General features: G+C 54.3%; 14 protein-coding genes and 2 pseudogenes. 8 read left to right on the forward strand and 8 right to left on the reverse strand.

Translation table 11 applies throughout. The features are described from left to right. Positions 1-169: 169 nt before the first annotated feature. Together JIO00_RS12120 and JIO00_RS12125 are read left to right on the forward strand one after the other, a co-directional pair. On the forward strand, positions 170-1,477 hold the full coding sequence (locus tag JIO00_RS12120; protein ID WP_200668321.1) for an OprD family porin: 1,308 nt from the start codon (positions 170-172) through the stop codon (positions 1,475-1,477). A gap of 319 nt (positions 1,478-1,796) precedes the next feature. Then, positions 1,797-2,612, forward strand: coding sequence for a CmcJ/NvfI family oxidoreductase (locus JIO00_RS12125; RefSeq protein WP_145309381.1), 816 nt, complete (start codon positions 1,797-1,799; stop codon positions 2,610-2,612). Positions 2,613-2,842: 230 nt separating this feature from the next. Here the strand turns inward: JIO00_RS12125 and JIO00_RS12130 are convergent, their stop codons facing one another. The 4 genes and pseudogenes from JIO00_RS12130 to JIO00_RS29805 form a co-directional block, all read right to left on the reverse strand. Next, positions 2,843-3,943, reverse strand: coding sequence for a low temperature requirement protein A (locus tag JIO00_RS12130; RefSeq protein ID WP_017338523.1), 1,101 nt, complete (start codon positions 3,941-3,943; stop codon positions 2,843-2,845). A 521-nt stretch (positions 3,944-4,464) separates the two neighbouring features. After that, entirely contained in the window at positions 4,465-4,992 is a 528-nt protein-coding gene (locus JIO00_RS12135) for a DsbA family protein (protein ID WP_010459441.1), read from the reverse strand. Between the two features lie 17 nt (positions 4,993-5,009). Further along, on the reverse strand, positions 5,010-5,546 hold the full coding sequence (locus JIO00_RS12140; RefSeq protein ID WP_200668322.1) for a redoxin domain-containing protein: 537 nt from the start codon (positions 5,544-5,546) through the stop codon (positions 5,010-5,012). A gap of 36 nt (positions 5,547-5,582) precedes the next feature. After that, positions 5,583-5,888: pseudogene (locus JIO00_RS29805) on the reverse strand (TolC family protein); the annotation flags it as partial. A gap of 428 nt (positions 5,889-6,316) precedes the next feature. Here JIO00_RS29805 and JIO00_RS12145 point away from each other — a divergent pair. From JIO00_RS12145 to JIO00_RS12155, 3 genes are all read left to right on the forward strand, one after another. Continuing rightward, a complete protein-coding gene (locus JIO00_RS12145) occupies positions 6,317-9,082 on the forward strand; it encodes an AAA family ATPase (RefSeq protein WP_442793949.1) in 2,766 nt (921 codons plus the stop codon). A gap of 125 nt (positions 9,083-9,207) precedes the next feature. Continuing rightward, complete coding sequence (locus JIO00_RS12150) at positions 9,208-9,642, forward strand: phosphate-starvation-inducible PsiE family protein (RefSeq protein WP_049870760.1); 435 nt, start codon at positions 9,208-9,210, stop codon at positions 9,640-9,642. Positions 9,643-9,783: 141 nt separating this feature from the next. Next, a complete protein-coding gene (locus JIO00_RS12155) occupies positions 9,784-11,565 on the forward strand; it encodes a monovalent cation:proton antiporter-2 (CPA2) family protein (RefSeq protein ID WP_200668324.1) in 1,782 nt (593 codons plus the stop codon). Positions 11,566-11,587: 22 nt separating this feature from the next. Here the strand turns inward: JIO00_RS12155 and JIO00_RS12160 are convergent, their stop codons facing one another. Further along, a complete protein-coding gene (locus JIO00_RS12160) occupies positions 11,588-12,478 on the reverse strand; it encodes a LysR family transcriptional regulator (RefSeq protein WP_010459455.1) in 891 nt (296 codons plus the stop codon). A 110-nt stretch (positions 12,479-12,588) separates the two neighbouring features. On the opposite strand from JIO00_RS12160, the gene JIO00_RS12165 reads away from it, so the two are divergent. Then, the gene (locus JIO00_RS12165; RefSeq protein WP_102593885.1) at positions 12,589-13,596 is read left to right on the forward strand and encodes a zinc-binding alcohol dehydrogenase family protein; all 1,008 of its coding nucleotides are present in this window, start codon (positions 12,589-12,591) and stop codon (positions 13,594-13,596) included. A gap of 73 nt (positions 13,597-13,669) precedes the next feature. Beyond that, positions 13,670-13,978 carry a putative quinol monooxygenase gene (locus JIO00_RS12170; protein ID WP_102593886.1) on the forward strand — a complete coding sequence of 103 codons (309 nt, stop codon included), beginning with the start codon at positions 13,670-13,672 and terminating at the stop codon, positions 13,976-13,978. Between the two features lie 55 nt (positions 13,979-14,033). Here the strand turns inward: JIO00_RS12170 and JIO00_RS12175 are convergent, their stop codons facing one another. Both JIO00_RS12175 and JIO00_RS12180 read right to left on the reverse strand, forming a co-directional pair. Then, positions 14,034-15,017, reverse strand: a complete 984-nt coding sequence (locus JIO00_RS12175) for an LLM class oxidoreductase (protein ID WP_200668325.1) — start codon at positions 15,015-15,017, stop codon at positions 14,034-14,036. A gap of 249 nt (positions 15,018-15,266) precedes the next feature. Next, complete coding sequence (locus JIO00_RS12180) at positions 15,267-15,824, reverse strand: ATP-dependent Clp protease proteolytic subunit (protein WP_010459465.1); 558 nt, start codon at positions 15,822-15,824, stop codon at positions 15,267-15,269. Positions 15,825-16,088: 264 nt separating this feature from the next. Here JIO00_RS12180 and JIO00_RS29815 point away from each other — a divergent pair. Beyond that, positions 16,089-16,250 (forward strand): annotated as a pseudogene (locus JIO00_RS29815) (general stress protein); the annotation flags it as partial. 600 nt (positions 16,251-16,850) lie between these two features. On the opposite strand, the gene JIO00_RS12190 reads toward JIO00_RS29815, so the two are convergent. Then, a complete protein-coding gene (locus tag JIO00_RS12190; RefSeq protein ID WP_145309530.1) occupies positions 16,851-17,432 on the reverse strand; it encodes a hypothetical protein in 582 nt (193 codons plus the stop codon). Positions 17,433-17,472 lie beyond the last annotated feature (40 nt).

The following is a 17,472-nucleotide window of genomic DNA, read 5'->3' on the forward strand; positions in this document are numbered from 1 at the left end:
CGATGAGCGACTTTGGAACTTGCATTAACAATATTAACTTGATGCAGGAGGGGCGAGGCATCGTCGATTTCTCGTTTTCAGCAGGATGTTAAGAATAATAAAAAAACGCGCACCTGAAAATCTTGCGTTGCTTCTATTACTTTAAAATAACAAATGGAGCGCTATATAAATGAGTGGAAAAACAATAACTGCAAGTTCGGTGTTTCTTAGTATTACCCTGAGTGCCCAGGTGCATGCGGACTTCCTGAGTGATAGCAAAGCCACCTTGGGAATGAGAAACTTTTACTTCAATAACGACAACCGCGATGGCATTGCCGCCCCTTCCAAAACCGAAGAATGGGCGCAGGGTTTCATGTTGGACTTCAAATCGGGCTATACCGATGGCATGGTTGGCTTTGGTGTCGATGGCTTGGGGTTGCTGGGGGTTACCCTGGACAGCGGCAAAGGACGGCATGTCGGCAGCAGCATGATGCCTTCTGACAGTGACAACCGTGCCGTCGACGAGTGGAGCAGGCTGGGGCTGACCGGAAAAGTCAAAATGTCGAAAACTGAACTTCGCTACGGCACCTTGATTCCGAAACTCCCAATTCTGGTCGCCAACGATGGGCGCGTGCTTCCGCAAACCTTCGAGGGCGTTCAAATCACCTCGAGCGAGCTCAATAGCCTGACCTTGACTGGAGGTCGGATCGAACATGCAATAGGACGTGGTTCGAGCGATCAGACGGGGCTGGCCGTTACTGGTGGTACGCGTGAAAGCAATCAGTTTGACTTCGCCGGGGGCGATTGGAAAGTCACCAAGGATCTGACAGCTCAGTACTACTACGCCGGCCTCGATAATTACTATACGCAGCATTTTTTGGGATTGATTCACACCCTTGCCATCTCGGACAATCAGTCCCTAAAAACCGACCTGCGCTACTTCAAAACTGACTCGTCAGGTGCAAATAGCTCCGGTACGTCAGGCTACAGAGTTAGTGGCTACACCAAAAACGGTGATGGAGAAATCGACAACCGTACCTGGAGTGCCGCGTTGATTTACACACTGGGTGGCCACGCGATTACTGCGGGGTACCAAAGTGTGTCGGATGGTAGCAACTTCACTCAACTCAGTCAGGGTAGCCTGGTAGACAAGGGCGCCGGTGGAGCAAGCCTGTATCTGTATACAGACCGCCTGATCCAAACTTTCACCCGTGCAGGCGAGCGCACAGCTTTCGGTCAGTATGCTTACGACTTCGCCGCTCTGGGTGTCCCTGGCCTGAAAGGCTCGGTCATGTACCTCTCCGGCGATAATATTAAAACTACGTCAGGCAACAACCAAAAGGAATGGGAAAGAGACATTAGTCTGGACTACGTCCTTCAATCCGGAGCGCTCAAAGGCGTCGGGTTCGGCTGGCGTAACGGCAAGTCCAACAGCGAAGCATCTCGAAACGTAGATCAGAATCGTATTTTTGTGAGTTATAGCATTCCGCTTCTCTAGATAGTGGTACGGGAAGTTTGATTTAACCAACGTCCGAACCCGTTATGGCAGACAAACGATTGTAACGGGCGGGCCGGGATATCGGATGCTCATGATCGGCGCAGACCCGGAGTGCGACACGCCAGTCATGGTCAAGCTGGTCGTCGATGCCGAGGTAAGAGTGGTCCTTTTCTACCGGTCGGGTGCCATGCACCTCGGGCTGCATTTGATAGTGTCCATTCGAAGGCATACGATTGAGCTGGAAGGTGTCTACGTACAAGTTACAGATCCGCCACGGTGACACCACGCCGGAAGCGGTCAGCAGACCGGGAGGTGTTACTTGAAGCACACAACTGATACGCCCGCTAGCGTCATCACGACACTTACCTACCTGGTCAAGCACGATGCGAAGCCCTATGTGCATACCGAGGCTTTGACCGGTGACAGTGAACCGCACTACTTTGCCGAGCAGGAGGAGCGCGAGGTCACGATACACAACGGTCGTCCGTTGGCAGGCAGCCTGTCTCTGGACAAGCAGGGGTTTGAGCTCCATCGGCGGGATACGGTGGTCGACGACCTCTACGACGATGCCTTGGTGGAAAGCGTCTACTATGACGAGGTCAAGGCCTTGATCAAGGAGCTGACGGGCGCGAGCCGGGTCGTCATCTTCGACCACACCAGGCGCAGCGACGCCGAGGGGCGGGATATTCGCGGCCCAGCCAGCCGTGTGCATAATGACTACACCGAGCGCTCGGGTCCTGAGCGTATTCGCGACGTGCTGGGCCTGGATCAGGCCGCCGCACTGGTGTCGGTGGCCCAGATTAACCTCTGGCGCCCGATGAGCGGGCCCGTCAAGCGCTCGCCGCTGGCCGTGCTGGACGCCTCGACGCTTGACTCCAATGACCTGCTGGCCACCGACTTGGTCTATCCGGATCGTATCGGTGAGATCTACCACCTGGCCTACAATCCGCAACAGCGCTGGTACTATTTTCCGGACATGCGCCGTGACGAAGTCTTGCTGATCAAGGGGTATGACTCACGTCACGACGGCCGTGCCCGCTTCACGCCCCATACCGCCTTCAAAGACCCCAATACGCCGCCGGGAGCCCCGCCGCGCGAGAGTATCGAAGTTCGCACCCTAGCCTTCTTTGATTAGGTTTTTGCCGCTTGGCGCGGGCCTCCCGCCGCGCGGTGTTTCCCCCCCGTGCTTTACCAGGCGACCACCCGCTTCTCGTTGGTAGGGATGTATAGCGACTGGGTGAAGGGCTTGAACAGCTAACCACATTCGGCACGATCCGCAGTGCGCCCGTCCTCGACAATCAGCTGCTGAGTCTTTGGTGCGCGCGGATAGCTGATCCACCCGTGATATGGCTTAATTATAAAGATTCAACGATACCTGAAATTTAGGAAAACATAGCAGATCATGGTTGCTGTCAGGCCGACCAATATGTACTCGACGCGGGGTAGGAATATAACCAACCCACCTAGAGAAAACACGATCAAGGTGTTTTGTAGTATGTATTTCCTTATTTTAGGTACCGCTATGAAGTAGCCATATTGCTTGCCTAAGAAAAATAAAGCCATGCCGATGATTGACGTAATCTGGAAATCGCGCATCGCAATGTCATTCAAGATCGCATGCCTGATCAAATTTGCGAGAAGTGCTAGCCCCATAAATAGAAAAAGGTGCGAGTAGATTAAGGAGTGTCCACTCATACTACTTTCATTTTTGCTCAGTAGGTAAAAGCTATCAAAATAGATCCACCAGATACTGCAAATCATGATAAATCCGGTGATTGCCGCCATCACATTATAACGATCCCATTGAATGTCAGATAACCCTCCAGAAAGGCTAATTACCGACTCGCCCAATAAGATGAGGGTGAGTAAACCTAGTCGTTCAACCAAGTGTTCTGTATGTGCGGGCAATGGCTTTAGCTTACCCCAAGAAAATAGAGGGAGCAGAATGTCAAGTAAAATCCCAATGTAAGCGACAAGGTAACGCATAGGTGGGTCAAAAAGAATGGATGAAAGACTAACAACTGCGCTAACTAACAGGGCGAAGCCAAGCCTGGAGGAGAATTCGCTACGGTGATCGAATTTATTTATGGACGAAATGTACATAATACTGATGATGGCACGTATACCAAAATAGCAGGCAATGACAAGCGCATAGTTTACTTCCAATTCTTCCCCAATCCGTGCAGACAGCACAATGAGCAGCAACATTAAAAATAATGTTGCCAAGCGGTGAAGGTTACTGTCTGTATCAAACCTATTTGAGTAAATCGTGTGGCTGGACCAGATCCACCATAATGGAACAAAAAGCAGTAAAAATGTCCATAATTGCTCCTGTTCAAAGTGGCCGTGATGAAGATGTCCAAGAGTATGCGTAACCTTGCCAATTGCAACAACAAAAATCAGGTCAAAAAACAACTCTAACCATGTGGCGTGTCGATTTTTTTCATAATACTTCAAAGATTTCATTCGCTGCTGGCTCCGTGTGTACCTCTTTAATGTAGAAGGAAACTAACGGATAAGCGAACGGGTGGACGGGCATAGGCGTCAACCTTGGGGGGCGGTCGCAAAAACTGAGTGCAACACCTGACCTAGTCCACCACCACGTCTGTTAGTACGGTCAATACGGAATCCAGCGTGCCGTCGGGCCGATAGCAACATTGCGCACGGGCGGACCTTAGCGGGCAACTGGGCTGCTGTTCCGCCAACCATTCATTCAGCGCCTCGACCAGGACACGCGCCTCGACTATGGAATCTTCCGAGCTGTCAAAAATTAACATCGCCATTTTTTATGTCCTCGGTTCGCTGGGCTGATATTTTCGTGCCGCTGCTTTACGAGCGATGCTTATCGTTGGCAGCACCGTGGATTCCTCAATCTCCCGTATTGAAATATTATCGAATGCACACCTGGTGCGCGTGCGCAATGGGGCACGTTCGCCCTCGGCTACGGTGTGGGTGATGCCAAGCGATTTCACTATCTAGCGATTTCGTCAACTCACTAACGAAAGCTCAATCATCTGACTCATCTCGGTGAACTCTGGAGCCCCGTCATAGCGAAGCCCGTCAATGTAAAACGCTGGGGTGCCATTCACGCCGCTCCGTACGCCGCCATTAAAATCGGATTTTATTTTGGGTACGTAGGTACCGTCTTGCATGGCAAGATAGAGTTCTTCGTCGGAGAGGCCATGTTTTAGAGCGATGGCCCGAAACAGCGGCAGGCCCAATCGATCCTGATTTTCATACAATTCGTCGTGCGCCTCCCAGAAGAATCCTCGACTCCCGGCAAACTCAGCGGTGACAGCTGCAGCCATCGCATGCGGGTGAGCAGTGGTCAGTGGAAAATTACGGAACACGAACAGCAAATCATCGCGAAAATGCTGTTGCAGATTCTTGACTATCCAATACGCTTCAGCGCAATAGGGACATTGATAGTCGCCAAATTCCACCAGTGTGACCTTGGCATGCGCACTTCCCTGGCGATGGTCGCTGGCACTTACCGGGACTTTGAGAGTGGCCATGGGATCACCTGTTAATTTTAGGTTGGCGTGCTTTGTGATGAATTCGCCAGAGCATCCAGCGCATCCAGAATGCCTTCCGCCCCCGGATTGATTGCCATTGGTGAGATGTAGCTCCAGGCGATCACTCCCTCCTTGTCAATCACGAACAACGCCCGCTTACAAACTCCCAGGTGGGAGTCGTACGCTCCATACTGTCGCGCCACAGCCCCTTTGGGCTCGAAATCGGCGAGCAGGCTGAAGTGAAAATTCCGATCTTTGGAAAAGGCCTGATGACACCAAGCGCTGTCAACCGAGATACCCAGTAGCGTCGCACCGTATTCTCTGAATGTGGGTAGCAACTGGTTGTACAAGGTCAGTTGGTCGCCACAAACCGAAGTCCAGTCTGCGGGATAAAACGCCAGTATCACGGGATTTCCCTTTAGCTCGCGCAGGGACAACTGCTGATCAGGGGTTGCGTACAGAGTGAAGTCGGGCGCGACAGTGCCGGCCGGCAGCGGCCCCTGAACCAGGTCGCCATTCGTTTCTTTCGCATCATCCAATTCTGAAGTGTGCATGGCTTGAGCCCTTATAGATGGGCGGTTGGGGTCTGCTCAGCGGGATACGACTTGCCCGGGGGGATAACTCCATCCACCGCCAAGTGATTTATAAATGGCGACGATGCCTCGATACACCTCGTTCGAGGCCTGAGCCTAAGTGTCTTCGGTTGCGAGACGTTCACGATCCGCATCAAGAAGCACGAGGAGATCATCCGTGCCTTCGCGGTATTGGATTGAGGCCAGGTTGGTAGCGGAAAGGCTGGATTCGCTCTGACGCACCATTGACTATAGTCGTTGTTGGCGCTTGCCGTAATCGCTGAACGCGTTCTCCGTTTCCTCCAGTGCAGGCAAGATCTCGCGCGCTCGTTCTTTTGCTGTCATTTTCGGCGGTTTTTTTATCCGATGGTTTTGGTGCGAACCGCAATCATGTCCTTGCTGATCGATTCGCCCCTGCGAATTCCGACATCGAATCGTTGCTCGATCACGCTGGTGATTCCATAGCCTCATTTGCTGATGAGTTGGTGGTTTACGACTAGCGGTATTTTTGAGCACGAATTTATCAGACGTCGTTCGTCGGTATCCTGGGTCGCCCATAGCGTGTTTGGATGAGATCCGACTATCGTTATTGGATGGCGTAGTCTGCCGAGACTGCCATTCCCTCCAACGTAATCGTCTTCCTGAGCAATCTCAGCGTATTGCGGATCTCATGCCCCTATGTCTTGAGCATCGTTTACGGGGACGTAGATCCATCCGAATGAGTCCGTGTTATCCATCTTTGGAGACAACTCATCATGGCTACTCTCTGTGAAATATGTAATGCGAGACCCGCTGTAGCGCGAGTGACCGTATCGCAAAATGGCCAAGCCAGGACAATGTCCATTTGCGACCACGATTACCGTCAACTCTTACGCCATCAAAGCATGTTGAATCCATTCGACTCTCTACTGGGCGGGGGTGTGTCCCGCTTTTTCGACAGCATGGGCGGAGCAAAGGATCAAGCGGGTGATGACTTCAGGCTCTCTGCGCAAGTGCCTCGAGAATCTGTCGATGCAACCGATGCATTCAGTTCCCAGACGCTGGAAATCCTGCAACGCGCGGGTGAGAAAGCCCATGAGCTCAACCGTAGCGAGCTCGATACTGAGCATTTGTTGTATGTGCTTGCGGATACCGATGTGGGTACGGCGTTGCTTAAGGAGCTGAAGCTTTCTCCGGACGAGATCAAAGGCTACATCGATCAACATGCTCAGAGGGGCACAGCGGAGGCCCAGGCCCCAGTGGACCAGATGAGCATTTCGCCACGGTTAAAGAAAGTTTTCAATTTTGCGTTCCAGGCATCTCGTGATTTAGGACATTCGTACGTTGGCCCAGAGCATTTGTTGATCGGGCTTGCCTCTGTACCAGAAAGTATCGCCGGGACATTGCTTAAAAAATACGGCGTAACGCCTGAAGCCTTGCGGCAGAAGGTGGTCAAGGTGGTGGGTAAGGGGGCTGAGGATGGGCGAGTCGACACCCCGACGGGAACACCGACACTCGACAAGTTCGGTCGCGACCTGACGTCACTGGCTCGTGAGGGCAAACTCGATCCCGTACTGGGGCGCGCGCAGGAAATCGAAAATACCATCGAGGTGCTGGCGCGGCGCAGAAAGAACAATCCGGTTCTTATCGGCGAACCTGGCGTCGGTAAAACAGCCATCGTTGAAGGGCTTGCACAACGAATAGTAAAGGGCGATGTCCCTGAGATTCTGCGTGGCAGGCGGCTTGTTGAAGTCAATCTGAACTCAATGGTTGCGGGCTCTAAATATCGTGGTGAATTTGAGGAGCGAGCCAAGCAACTGCTTGATGAAGTCGCCGCAAAAAGCTCGGAGCTTATTCTGTTCATCGACGAGTTACATACGATCGTTGGCGCGGGGCAGGGTGGTGAGGAGGGCGGCCTCGATATTGCCAACGTACTCAAACCCGCATTGGCACGCGGAGAGCTTAGCTTGATCGGTGCGACGACACTCAATGAGTATCAAAAGCACATCGAAAAAGACGCAGCGCTTGAACGACGTTTTCAGCCTGTGCTGATAGCCGAACCCACCGTAGAACAGACCATCATTATCCTGCGTGGGCTGCGCGACAAGCTTGAGGCTCACCATCAAGTCACATTCGCCGATGAAGCATTTGTGGCGGCAGCAGAGCTGTCGGATCGTTACATCACCTCGCGCTATTTGCCGGATAAAGCCATAGACCTAATCGATCAGGCCGCGGCCCGCGTTCGAATCAGTTCCTCGTCAAGGCCGGCCAGCATCCAGGAGCTGGAAGCCGAGATTACGCAACTTAAACGTGAACAGGATTATGCATCCTCCCGTAAACGTTTTGATGAATCCAAAGGCTTTGAAGAACGCATTGGTCAAAAACAAGCGCAACTGGGAGAGGAAACAGAAGCCTGGGAGCGCAAGACAGGTTCCGAAACCCTTGAGGTGACCCTGGAGTCAATTGCCGAGGTGCTGTCCCGTCTCACCGGTATTCCTGTGACCGAGCTTACGCAAGAAGAGCGTCAAAAGCTTTTGAATATGGAAGACACTTTGCGTGATCGGCTGGTGGGGCAGGAAGATGCTGTGCTCGCAGTCAGCGATGCCGTTCGGTTGTCTAGGGCCGGTCTTGGCCAAGCCAACAGACCTATTGCCACGTTTCTCTTTCTTGGCCCTACGGGCGTCGGCAAAACTGAACTTGCCAAAGCGTTGGCGGAAACGGTGTTTGGTGACGAGCAATCGATCATTCGTATTGATATGTCGGAGTACATGGAGCGGCATGCGGTTGCTCGTTTGATCGGTGCGCCACCCGGTTATGTGGGATATGACGAAGGCGGTCAGTTGACAGAGCGTGTCCGCCGCAAGCCCTACAGTGTGATTCTGCTCGACGAGATCGAGAAAGCGCATCCCGATGTGAGCAACGTATTGCTTCAGGTATTCGACGATGGGCGTCTCACGGACGGCAAGGGACGTGTTGTGGACTTCAGCAATACGATCATCATTGCCACCAGTAACCTGGGCTCTCCCATCATCATGGAGAATCTCGAGCGCCCTGAAGATGAACGCCTTACGGAAAAAGCGTTACGTAATGAATTGATGGGAGTCTTGAAAGGGCATTTTCGTCCCGAATTCCTGAACCGTATTGATGACATCATCGTGTTTCATGCCCTTACCCGTGACAACATCCGATCGATTGTGAACATTCAGCTTGATCGGGTCATTCGAACCGCAGCTGCACAGAACATTACAGTGAAAGTTGATGGCTCACTCATTGATCATCTGGCGGACGTTGGTTATCAGCCAGAGTTTGGCGCGCGCGAGTTGAAACGTCAGATTCGCCAGACCGTCGAAACGCGGCTTGCGAAGGAAATGCTCGCTGGCAAGCTGAAAGCCGGCGACAGTGTCGAGTTGGGTTACGACAAAGAGCGTGGCGAAGTGGTCTTCAAAAAGGTCGAGGTGGATGCGTCAAAGACTTCCGAAAAGGGTAGTCCACCTGGCCAATCGGATGATCTGACACCTGCCGCGGAGACTGGGACTTAGCCTCATGCTTGGACGGGCCCGGCAGACTGAAGACGCAAGTGTGGAGGGTTATCGTGTCAAAGCCTGATTCTGAAAGGCGTGAGCGCAACTCGACGCTGAAAAATTTCAGACTTCAGTGGGCGCTGATGAGTGCTTACGAACGTTTCGAACAATTGGTTGTTCTTGCGCTCAGTCTCATCATCGCGTCTGTGATTATGATGGCGCTACTGCAGCTCTGTCGCAGGGTCGTGCCGTTGTTGATCAGTGGTGCGATTGATCCTCTGGACCACGATGTTTTCCAGGCCCTCTTTGGCTCAATCTTCACCGTGCTGATAGCCCTGGAGTTCAAGCATTCGATTGTGCGCCCCGCCTTAAGACGCAACAGCATCGTTCAGGTTCGCACAGTGCTGTTGATCGCCCTGCTGGCGCTCAGCCGGAAGTTCGTTATTCTCGATTCTGCCGCTACTCCTGCGCTCACCATTGCCGCACTAGGATTTGCCACCCTGGTACTCGGCATCGTCTGCTGGCTCTTACGAGAGCGTGATAAGGATGACTTACGAGAAAGTGATAAGGATGAATAGCTACAATTCTTGGTGAACGCTCCGGATCTGGTGCTTAGTCCTGAAGAATTTGCAGAACTGAGCGCTCAGCTTGAAAGCTCTGCTCAACACGCCTGGCCGTGGAAGCATTACCGGTCCTGATGTGGGATGAGGGTCAATGCTATGGCCGTTGAAGGCAATGCAGGACAATTATTGGGCGTCGTCATTTTGCTTGCCGCCGCCGTGCTGGTAGTGCCGCTGTTCAAACGCATCGGGCTCGGCTCAGTGGTCGGTTACCTGGCGGCGGGCCTGATCATTGGCCCCTTCGGACTGCAACTTTTCAATGACCCCCACACCATCCTTGAGGTGGCCGAGTTGGGCGTGGTCATGTTTCTTTTTGTGATTGGCCTGGAGATGAAACCCTCTCACCTATGGGACCTGCGTAGGCAGATCTTTGGGTTGGGCAGCCTGCAGGTGGTGGTCAGTGCATGTCTGCTCACTTTTGTCGGCATGGCTTTCGGATTCTCTTGGCAGGTGTCATTTGTCTGCGCAGCGGGTTTTGTACTCACCTCCACGGCTCTGGTTATGCAAGTTCTCTCGGAACGCGGTGACATTACCGAGCCGAGAGGGCAGCACGTCGTGTCCATTTTGCTGTTTGAAGACCTGTTGATAGCCCCTTTGCTGGCGGTGGTGGCATTTCTGGCGCCCACGGAGTTGGCGAATGGACCCACGTCTCCACTTTGGCAACGCATAGGTATCGCAGCGCTGTCCTTGGGTGCATTGGTGGCCATCGGGTTGTGGCTGCTCAATCCCCTGTTTCGGGTATTGGCCCAAGTCAAAGCGCGCGAGGTAATGACTGCCGCTGCGCTGCTGGTTGTGTTGGGCGCAGCGTTGCTGATGGAACTCGGCGGTCTTTCAATGGCGATGGGGGCTTTCGCGGCCGGTGTGTTGCTGTCCGAATCCACTTTCCGCCACCAGTTGGAGGCCGACATCGAGCCGTTTCGCGGCCTGCTGCTGGGGCTGTTTTTCCTCGGCGTCGGCATGTCGCTGGATCTGCAATTGGTGGCCGAGGCCTGGAAGCTCATCATCTCCGGCGTGCTGGCGCTGATGGTGGTCAAGGCGCTGTGTATTTATGCGGTCGCGCGCCTCGCGAAAAGCGGTCATGACGACGCGCTGGATCGCGCCTTGCTGATGGCGCAGGGTGGCGAATTTGCTTTTGTGCTGTTTGCCGAAGCGCTCAAACTCAGGGCCATCAGTCCTGAAGTCAACGCCAATATGACGGCTATTGTGGTGCTCTCCATGGTCATAACGCCGGTGACTTTATTGTTGTACAAACGGTTTGCTCGCGCGCGGACCGTTTCCCTGGACGGTGTGGAAGCCGCACAGAATCTGCGCTGCAATGTACTCATCATCGGTTTTGGCCGTGTGGGGCAGATTGCCTGCCAAGCGCCGCTCGCTCAGGGAGCGAAAATTTCCATCATCGATATAAATCCAGAGGTCATCCGCGCCGTGACACCCTATGGTTTCAAGGTCTATTACGGCGATGGCGCCCGCCATGAAATATTGCACGCCGCTGGCGCCCATCACGCTCGCGCCATCATTGTTTGTGTGGACGATAAAAAAGCCGCGACTCGCATTGTCGAAAGTACGCGGCACTTCTGCCCGCAGGTGAAATTGGTGGTACGCGCTTTTGACCGCGAACATGCGCTGGAATTGGTCAAACACGACGCCGACTACATCGTGCGGGAAACCTTTGAGGCCGCCCTGCTGCTCGGCCGTCAGGCCGTGGTGACTCTGGGGGCGTCGGAGCACGAAGCCGACGCGGTGATCGACGAAGTGCGCAAACGCGATGCCGAACGTTTTGCCTTGGAAACATCGGGCGGGCTGTTTGCCGGACGAGCGCTGGTACTGGGGAATATTGAACGCATTGATCCGCCGGACCACGACGCGCGGGATGCTCCGTGAGCATCAATCGCAGTCATTCGGTTCAACTGCGCTCCAGAGCAGAAAACTGGCTACTCAACCACGTATAAAGCTGAGAAACCGCAGGGCTGATCTGCTTGCGATGCGGGCATACCAGACTCAACGGTGACGCTTCGCCAGGATAATCCGGCAGCAGCACAAGCAGACGCTCTGCGGCGACATCTGCACTGACATCCAGCCAGGATTTGTTGGCGATACCTTCACCTTCCAATGACCAGCGCCGCACGACATCGGCGTCATCGCTGAACAGTGGCCCCGAAACCTGCACGGTTTGTCCGCCCAGGTTCCACTTGTCGTAGACCCGGCCATTTTGCAGATAGAGCAGGCAGGCATGCTTGCTCAAGTCATCCGGTGTTTGGGGAGAACCGCAGCGTTGCACATACTCCGGCGAGGCAACCAGCACCCGCTGGTTCCACGGCGCAAGCGGCAGTGCCACGTAGTTGGCATCTTCATTCGGGCCGTATCGAATCGCCACGTCCACCGGGTCGCGAAACAGATTGGCCATCTGGTCCGACAGGAAAAAACGCAACGTCAATTCCGGATGCTGACGGCGGAACAGCGTCAACCACGGCAGCAGTATGTTGCGCCCCAGATCGGATGGCGCTGTCACTTGCAGTACGCCCCGCAGCGTGGCGTTCTCACCACGCAGGTTTTCCTCGCCTTGCTTCAGGGTCTCAAGCACTGAGTGGGCGGTGGGCAGATATTGCTCGCCCTCGGCAGTCAATCGCAGGCTGCGAGTGGTACGGGCGAACAGGCGCACGTCCAGTTCGCGTTCCAGACGTTTGATGGCGGCGGCTACCTGACCAGGCAGTAGATCAGCCTCCAGCGCCGCTGCGGTGAAACTGCCCAGCGCGGCACTGCGGATAAATAAACCAAGATCATCGATGCGGATCATTTTCACTCCTGCAGTGAAAGTGTTGGCGCATTCTGCTTGTTTTTCTTTGTACATGGGAAGTCGAAGATGGCTGCAAGTGAGCGCATCAACCCTTCAGACAGCGAGTTTCCATGAAAGCCATCACCTTTACCCAACACGCCCTGCCCATCGACAATCCACACGCATTGATCGACATCAGCCTCCCGGTGCCCAGGCCTGGCCCACGGGATCTGCTGGTCGAAGTTCGCGCGGTATCAGTGAATCCGGTCGATACCAAGGTGCGCGCCGGAACTTTCACAAAAGAACCGAAAATCCTCGGCTGGGATGCCACAGGCATTGTCCGCGAGGTCGGCTCTGAGGTGACGCTGTTTCAGCCGGGTGATGAAGTGTTCTATGCAGGCTCGATTGCCCGCACCGGCAGCTACAGCGAATTCCATTTGGTCGATGAGCGGATCGTCGGGCACAAGCCTCGTTCATTGAGTGCAGCCGATGCGGCCGCGTTGCCGTTGACCTCAATCACTGCCTGGGAATTGTTGTTTGACCGGCTCGGTGTCGTCGAGGGTTCGGGGGAGGGCAAGTGCCTGTTGATCACTGGAGCGGCTGGCGGCGTCGGTTCGATGCTGGTGCAACTGGCCCGACAGTTGACCCGCCTTACCGTCATCGGTACCGCCTCACGCCAGGAAACCGCTGATTGGGTGCGGCAGTTGGGCGCGCATCACGTGATTGATCACAGCCAGCCACTGCTCGCACAGTTGCAAGCGCTCGGCGTGGCGGAGATCGACTATGTCGCCAGCCTGACTCACACGGAACAGCACTTTGCACAACTGATTGACGTGCTCAAGCCGCAAGGGCGCCTGAGTGTGATTGACGATCCCGAAAGCCTCGACGTGATGCCGCTCAAGCGTAAGTCGCTGTCGTTGCATTGGGAGCTGATGTTCACCCGGTCCCTGTACGAAACCCCGGACATGATCAACCAGCATCACCTGCTCAATCGGGTCAGCGCTCTGATTGACCAAGGTGTTCTGCAGACCACTGTGGGCGAGCACTTCGGTGCGATTAATGCGGCCAACATGCGTCGTGCCCATGCGCTGGTCGAGAGCGGCAAGGCCCGGGGCAAAATCGTTCTCGAAGGTTTCTGATTTTACTCATCAGGCGGGGCCGCTGAACCACCTGCGGCATCACTAGCCAATCTTTAATGTTGGAGCGTTGACGATGAATACGTCCAGTAACGTGTTGGTATCGATTGCCGTGCTCAAGGCCAAGGCAGGCAAAGAACTGGCATTGAAACAGGAATTGCTGGCGCTGGTAGAGCCGACCCGCGCAGAGCCGGGCAATCTCGACTATGTGTTGTTTGAGTTGCGTGACGAGCAGGGCACGTTCTACATGCGCGAGGCTTTCAGGGATCAGGCGGCGCTGGATGCGCATTTTTCGATGCCTTACTTTCAGCGCTTTGCTGCGACGGCAGATGACCTGCTGAAAGAGCCGTTGCAACTGATATTCCTTGAGCAGGTATCGGCTTGATCATTCAACCTGCTGAACCGCACCACCTCGGCCGGGCGTGGACGCGGCCGGCGTATCAATTTGCTCCAGGGCGCGGCTTGACTCCGAATTGCGGAACGAGGTGAGCGCCCAGCTCCTCAATGACTTGCGCAGCAGGGCGCTTTCCGTACTTGAGATTCAGGATAACGTGGTCCACCCCGATTTCCTCAAGCGCCTCCAGCAAAGCCCGGAGGTGGACGCGTCCAAGCCTGAACCCCAAATGAATGTGAGTGGGTGGCGTGGACGGGTTCTCACTGAGGTCGATGTAAAGCGACTGAGTGAAGGGCTTATAGACTGAACCACATTGCTTCATGACCTCCAGCCGCCAATCTTCCACAATCAGTCGCTGCATTTTCGGTTGGCGTGGATAGTTGATCCATCCGGTGCTTTCGCGCGCGATCCAATCCAGTGACTGGCGGCTATGCCCGGTCACGAGCATTGGAATGACCTGGGTTGTGGGTTTCGGAATGAGGTCTGCGCCCTGCAGCTCACCACCGCTCCAGCGGATGGGTTCAAAGCTTGTGCTGTGGGCTCGGCGAATCACTTCGTAGTGCTCTCGAAAGATTTCTCCGCGCCTTTCGGGATCGACGTCAAAGGCCGAAAACTCCACTGGGCGATCGCCGGAGGCTACCCCAAGAATCAATCGACCTGCGCTCAACTGGTCGACGCTGGCTGATGCCTTGGCCGTGTGCAGAGGATGGTGTAAAGGGATGGCGATGGATGCGGTGCCTAGCGCTATCTCCGACGTATGAGCGGCCATATAGCCCAGGTAAACCCAGGGGTCGAAGACTTGGCCAACATCGCCGAAACCAGGGTCCCGAAGAGGCACGTCGCGAAACCAGAGCGCGGAGAAGCCCAGTGCCTCTGCTCGCTTGGCCAATTCGACCTGGTTGAGCATGCTCGGAGTGTCCCCATCGAAGGCCTCCAAAGGAAAGAACAATCCCAGGCTCAAATGACCCGGAGTGAACGTTCGCCTGAACCCTCGATGCTCCTGATAAGGAACCGTGCTTGGCCGATACATAATCATCTTCCTCAATGGAAGAACGTGAACCGCGGGTCGACCGGATTGAGAGGCGAGTTGTTGGCGATATGCGCGTGCAGGTCCGGATTGGCAAGGAACGGGCGGTCAAAGGCAATCAGATCGCTCCAGCCCAATACTGATCACTCAGCAACGGACTTGGATTCATGCAAGAAGCGTAGGCGGTTTTGCAGAGAACCGCCATGTTCTGGGCGTGCGGAACTCGGATTTTGGCGCCAAGACTAAGATCAATCATCCACCACTGACCTTCCAGTGTTTGACGTTATCAGCAAACACCATCTGCTTCATCTCATGAGCAATACCATAAGCCAGCGATTCATGGGCGGCGATGACCTTTTCCTCCGCAGACAAGCAATGAAAAATATCGAGTTTGGTCGCTGCGTCAGCGGTTTCGAGCATGAAGATTTGCACGTAGCGCGCAAGGTCATTGTCGAGGCTGGACAGGTATTCTCGCAGTCGTTGATGGTCGACGGATTTTTGGCTGAAGTACCAGTTCATCGGATGAATCAGAAAGCGTGCGTGAGGGGATGTGATGCGCCGGCCTGCCGCCAGAAACATGATGATGCCCATCGATTCGATATTGCCGGCGTTGATTGCGCAAAGCGGTACGGGCAACGACTTCAGGAACGTGTAGAGCGTGAAGCCAAAATTGGTGCTGCCCCCGCAAGTGGACAGGTTCAGGAGAAGGGAGGTGGCACCCTGGTCGATAGCTTCAAGGCAGCAATCCCTGAAGCGCTCGGTCGTTGCCTGGTCGATCTGGCAATGAAAATGCACGATGTGTTCAGTCATTGATTGACCTCCTGGGTGCGATGCGGGGGAGGGCTTCCAAGCGCTATTGAGTCTAGTAAACATCGCTTATTCAGGGCGAAAAACCGCCGTAAGGTGACACCGACGAATGGGACAGCCGTCAGTCGACTGGTCGCCGTTTCCAATGGAACCAAACGCCCGAATCCGCTCGTCGCGAGCCCCGTATTTCCGTTCAAACTTTCCGTTTTGTGCATCCTCCGAATTGTACGGGCCCATGCTCGTGCCAACGATGTAGAGGTGAACAAAATGGCCAATACAGGAAATAACAATCCAGGCAATTTTTCCAATGATCCTGACAAGGCTTCAGAAGCCGGAAAGAAAGGCGGAGAAGCGTCTGGCGGCAACTTTGCGAACGATCCACAACGCGCGTCTGAAGCGGGTCAAAAGGGAGGTCAAGCTTCTGGCGGACAGCCCTCGCGCGATAAAGACAGCATGTCCGGAGGTGGGCAGGGTACAAATCGCGGAGGGGAATTTGCCGACGATAAGGAAAACATGTCCAAACCAGGCCAAAAAGGCGGCCAGGCTTCCGGCGGACAACAGCCCAACAAGGCTGATCAATCGTCCAGCGGCGGGCAAGGAAGCGGACGCGGTGGCAATTTCGCCGATGACCGCGATAAGTCGTCTGGAACGGGGCGCAATGATGATGGGATGAGCGGAGGTGGAGGACGTAAGTCCTGATGTCGTCTGACCCTATCAAGCCCCGAACTTTTCGGGGCTTGATATCGATGGCAATGCTCGTCTTATCTTGCTTAAGTCATGCTGATGGGGCTAGATCGCCTTCACCCTTGTCTCCTCGCCAGGATCAATTTATCCCACTGAGATTTCACAAGATGCACGCCAATGGCGATGACTTCGTTGTTGTGGACTCGCGAAACTCGACCAATCTAGCGCCTTTCTCGGGAGCACTCACAGGTAGCTGGTAATGAGCATGGGGTAGGGCAGTTGAAGGATTGAATGGAACATCTTCACTATATTGCGCGGTTTCTTTCGCCGCCTTAGACATCACTGTTACGTAAGGTCAAATCGCTCCAACGCATAATCCTTACCTGCCAAGGTCAGTTCAAAAATGGTGGCGCCAAACGTACCGCGGGTCACTTTTTGCGTCACCAGACGTTTAGCCTGGAGTTGCTTTAGGCCGGCTTCAACTTCTACCGTGCTGAGGGAGACAAGTTTGCAAACCGAGTTCAAGTTTGCAACTTTTCTGAAGTTCGCATGATAGGCCAAAACTTCCATCAGCAGCGTTTGGTTATCGGTCAATTTTGGAAACTGAGGGTTGTTCTTTTTGTAAACCTTTCGCTCTATCTCGTGTAACTCGCCGTCAGTTCCATCAGGGATACGGACGTAGTAAATCGCTACAGACAGCGTGCTGATGAAAATCGCGATAATCACCAGCAACGACCAATTCGGCATTGGCGTTTCCAGCAAAAGCCAATCCCCCAAACGTAGCAGCCAGCTCGTGGTGTCGGCCAACAATGTCAGGTCGAAATAAGTTTCGAGCGACGTTATGGCCACCCAAGCGACAACGAAAATGCCAGCCAGGAAGGCCATAGCCTTGGGTGTGAACGAGGAATGCTTGCCTTGTGCTGCCATGCTACTCGTCTCGACCGCAGAAACTGATGCTATCAGCATA

Origin of the sequence: Pseudomonas sp. SW-3 (assembly GCF_016615645.1) — a bacterium.
In the GTDB taxonomy this organism is placed as follows: Bacteria; Pseudomonadota; Gammaproteobacteria; order Pseudomonadales; family Pseudomonadaceae; genus Aquipseudomonas; species Aquipseudomonas mandelii.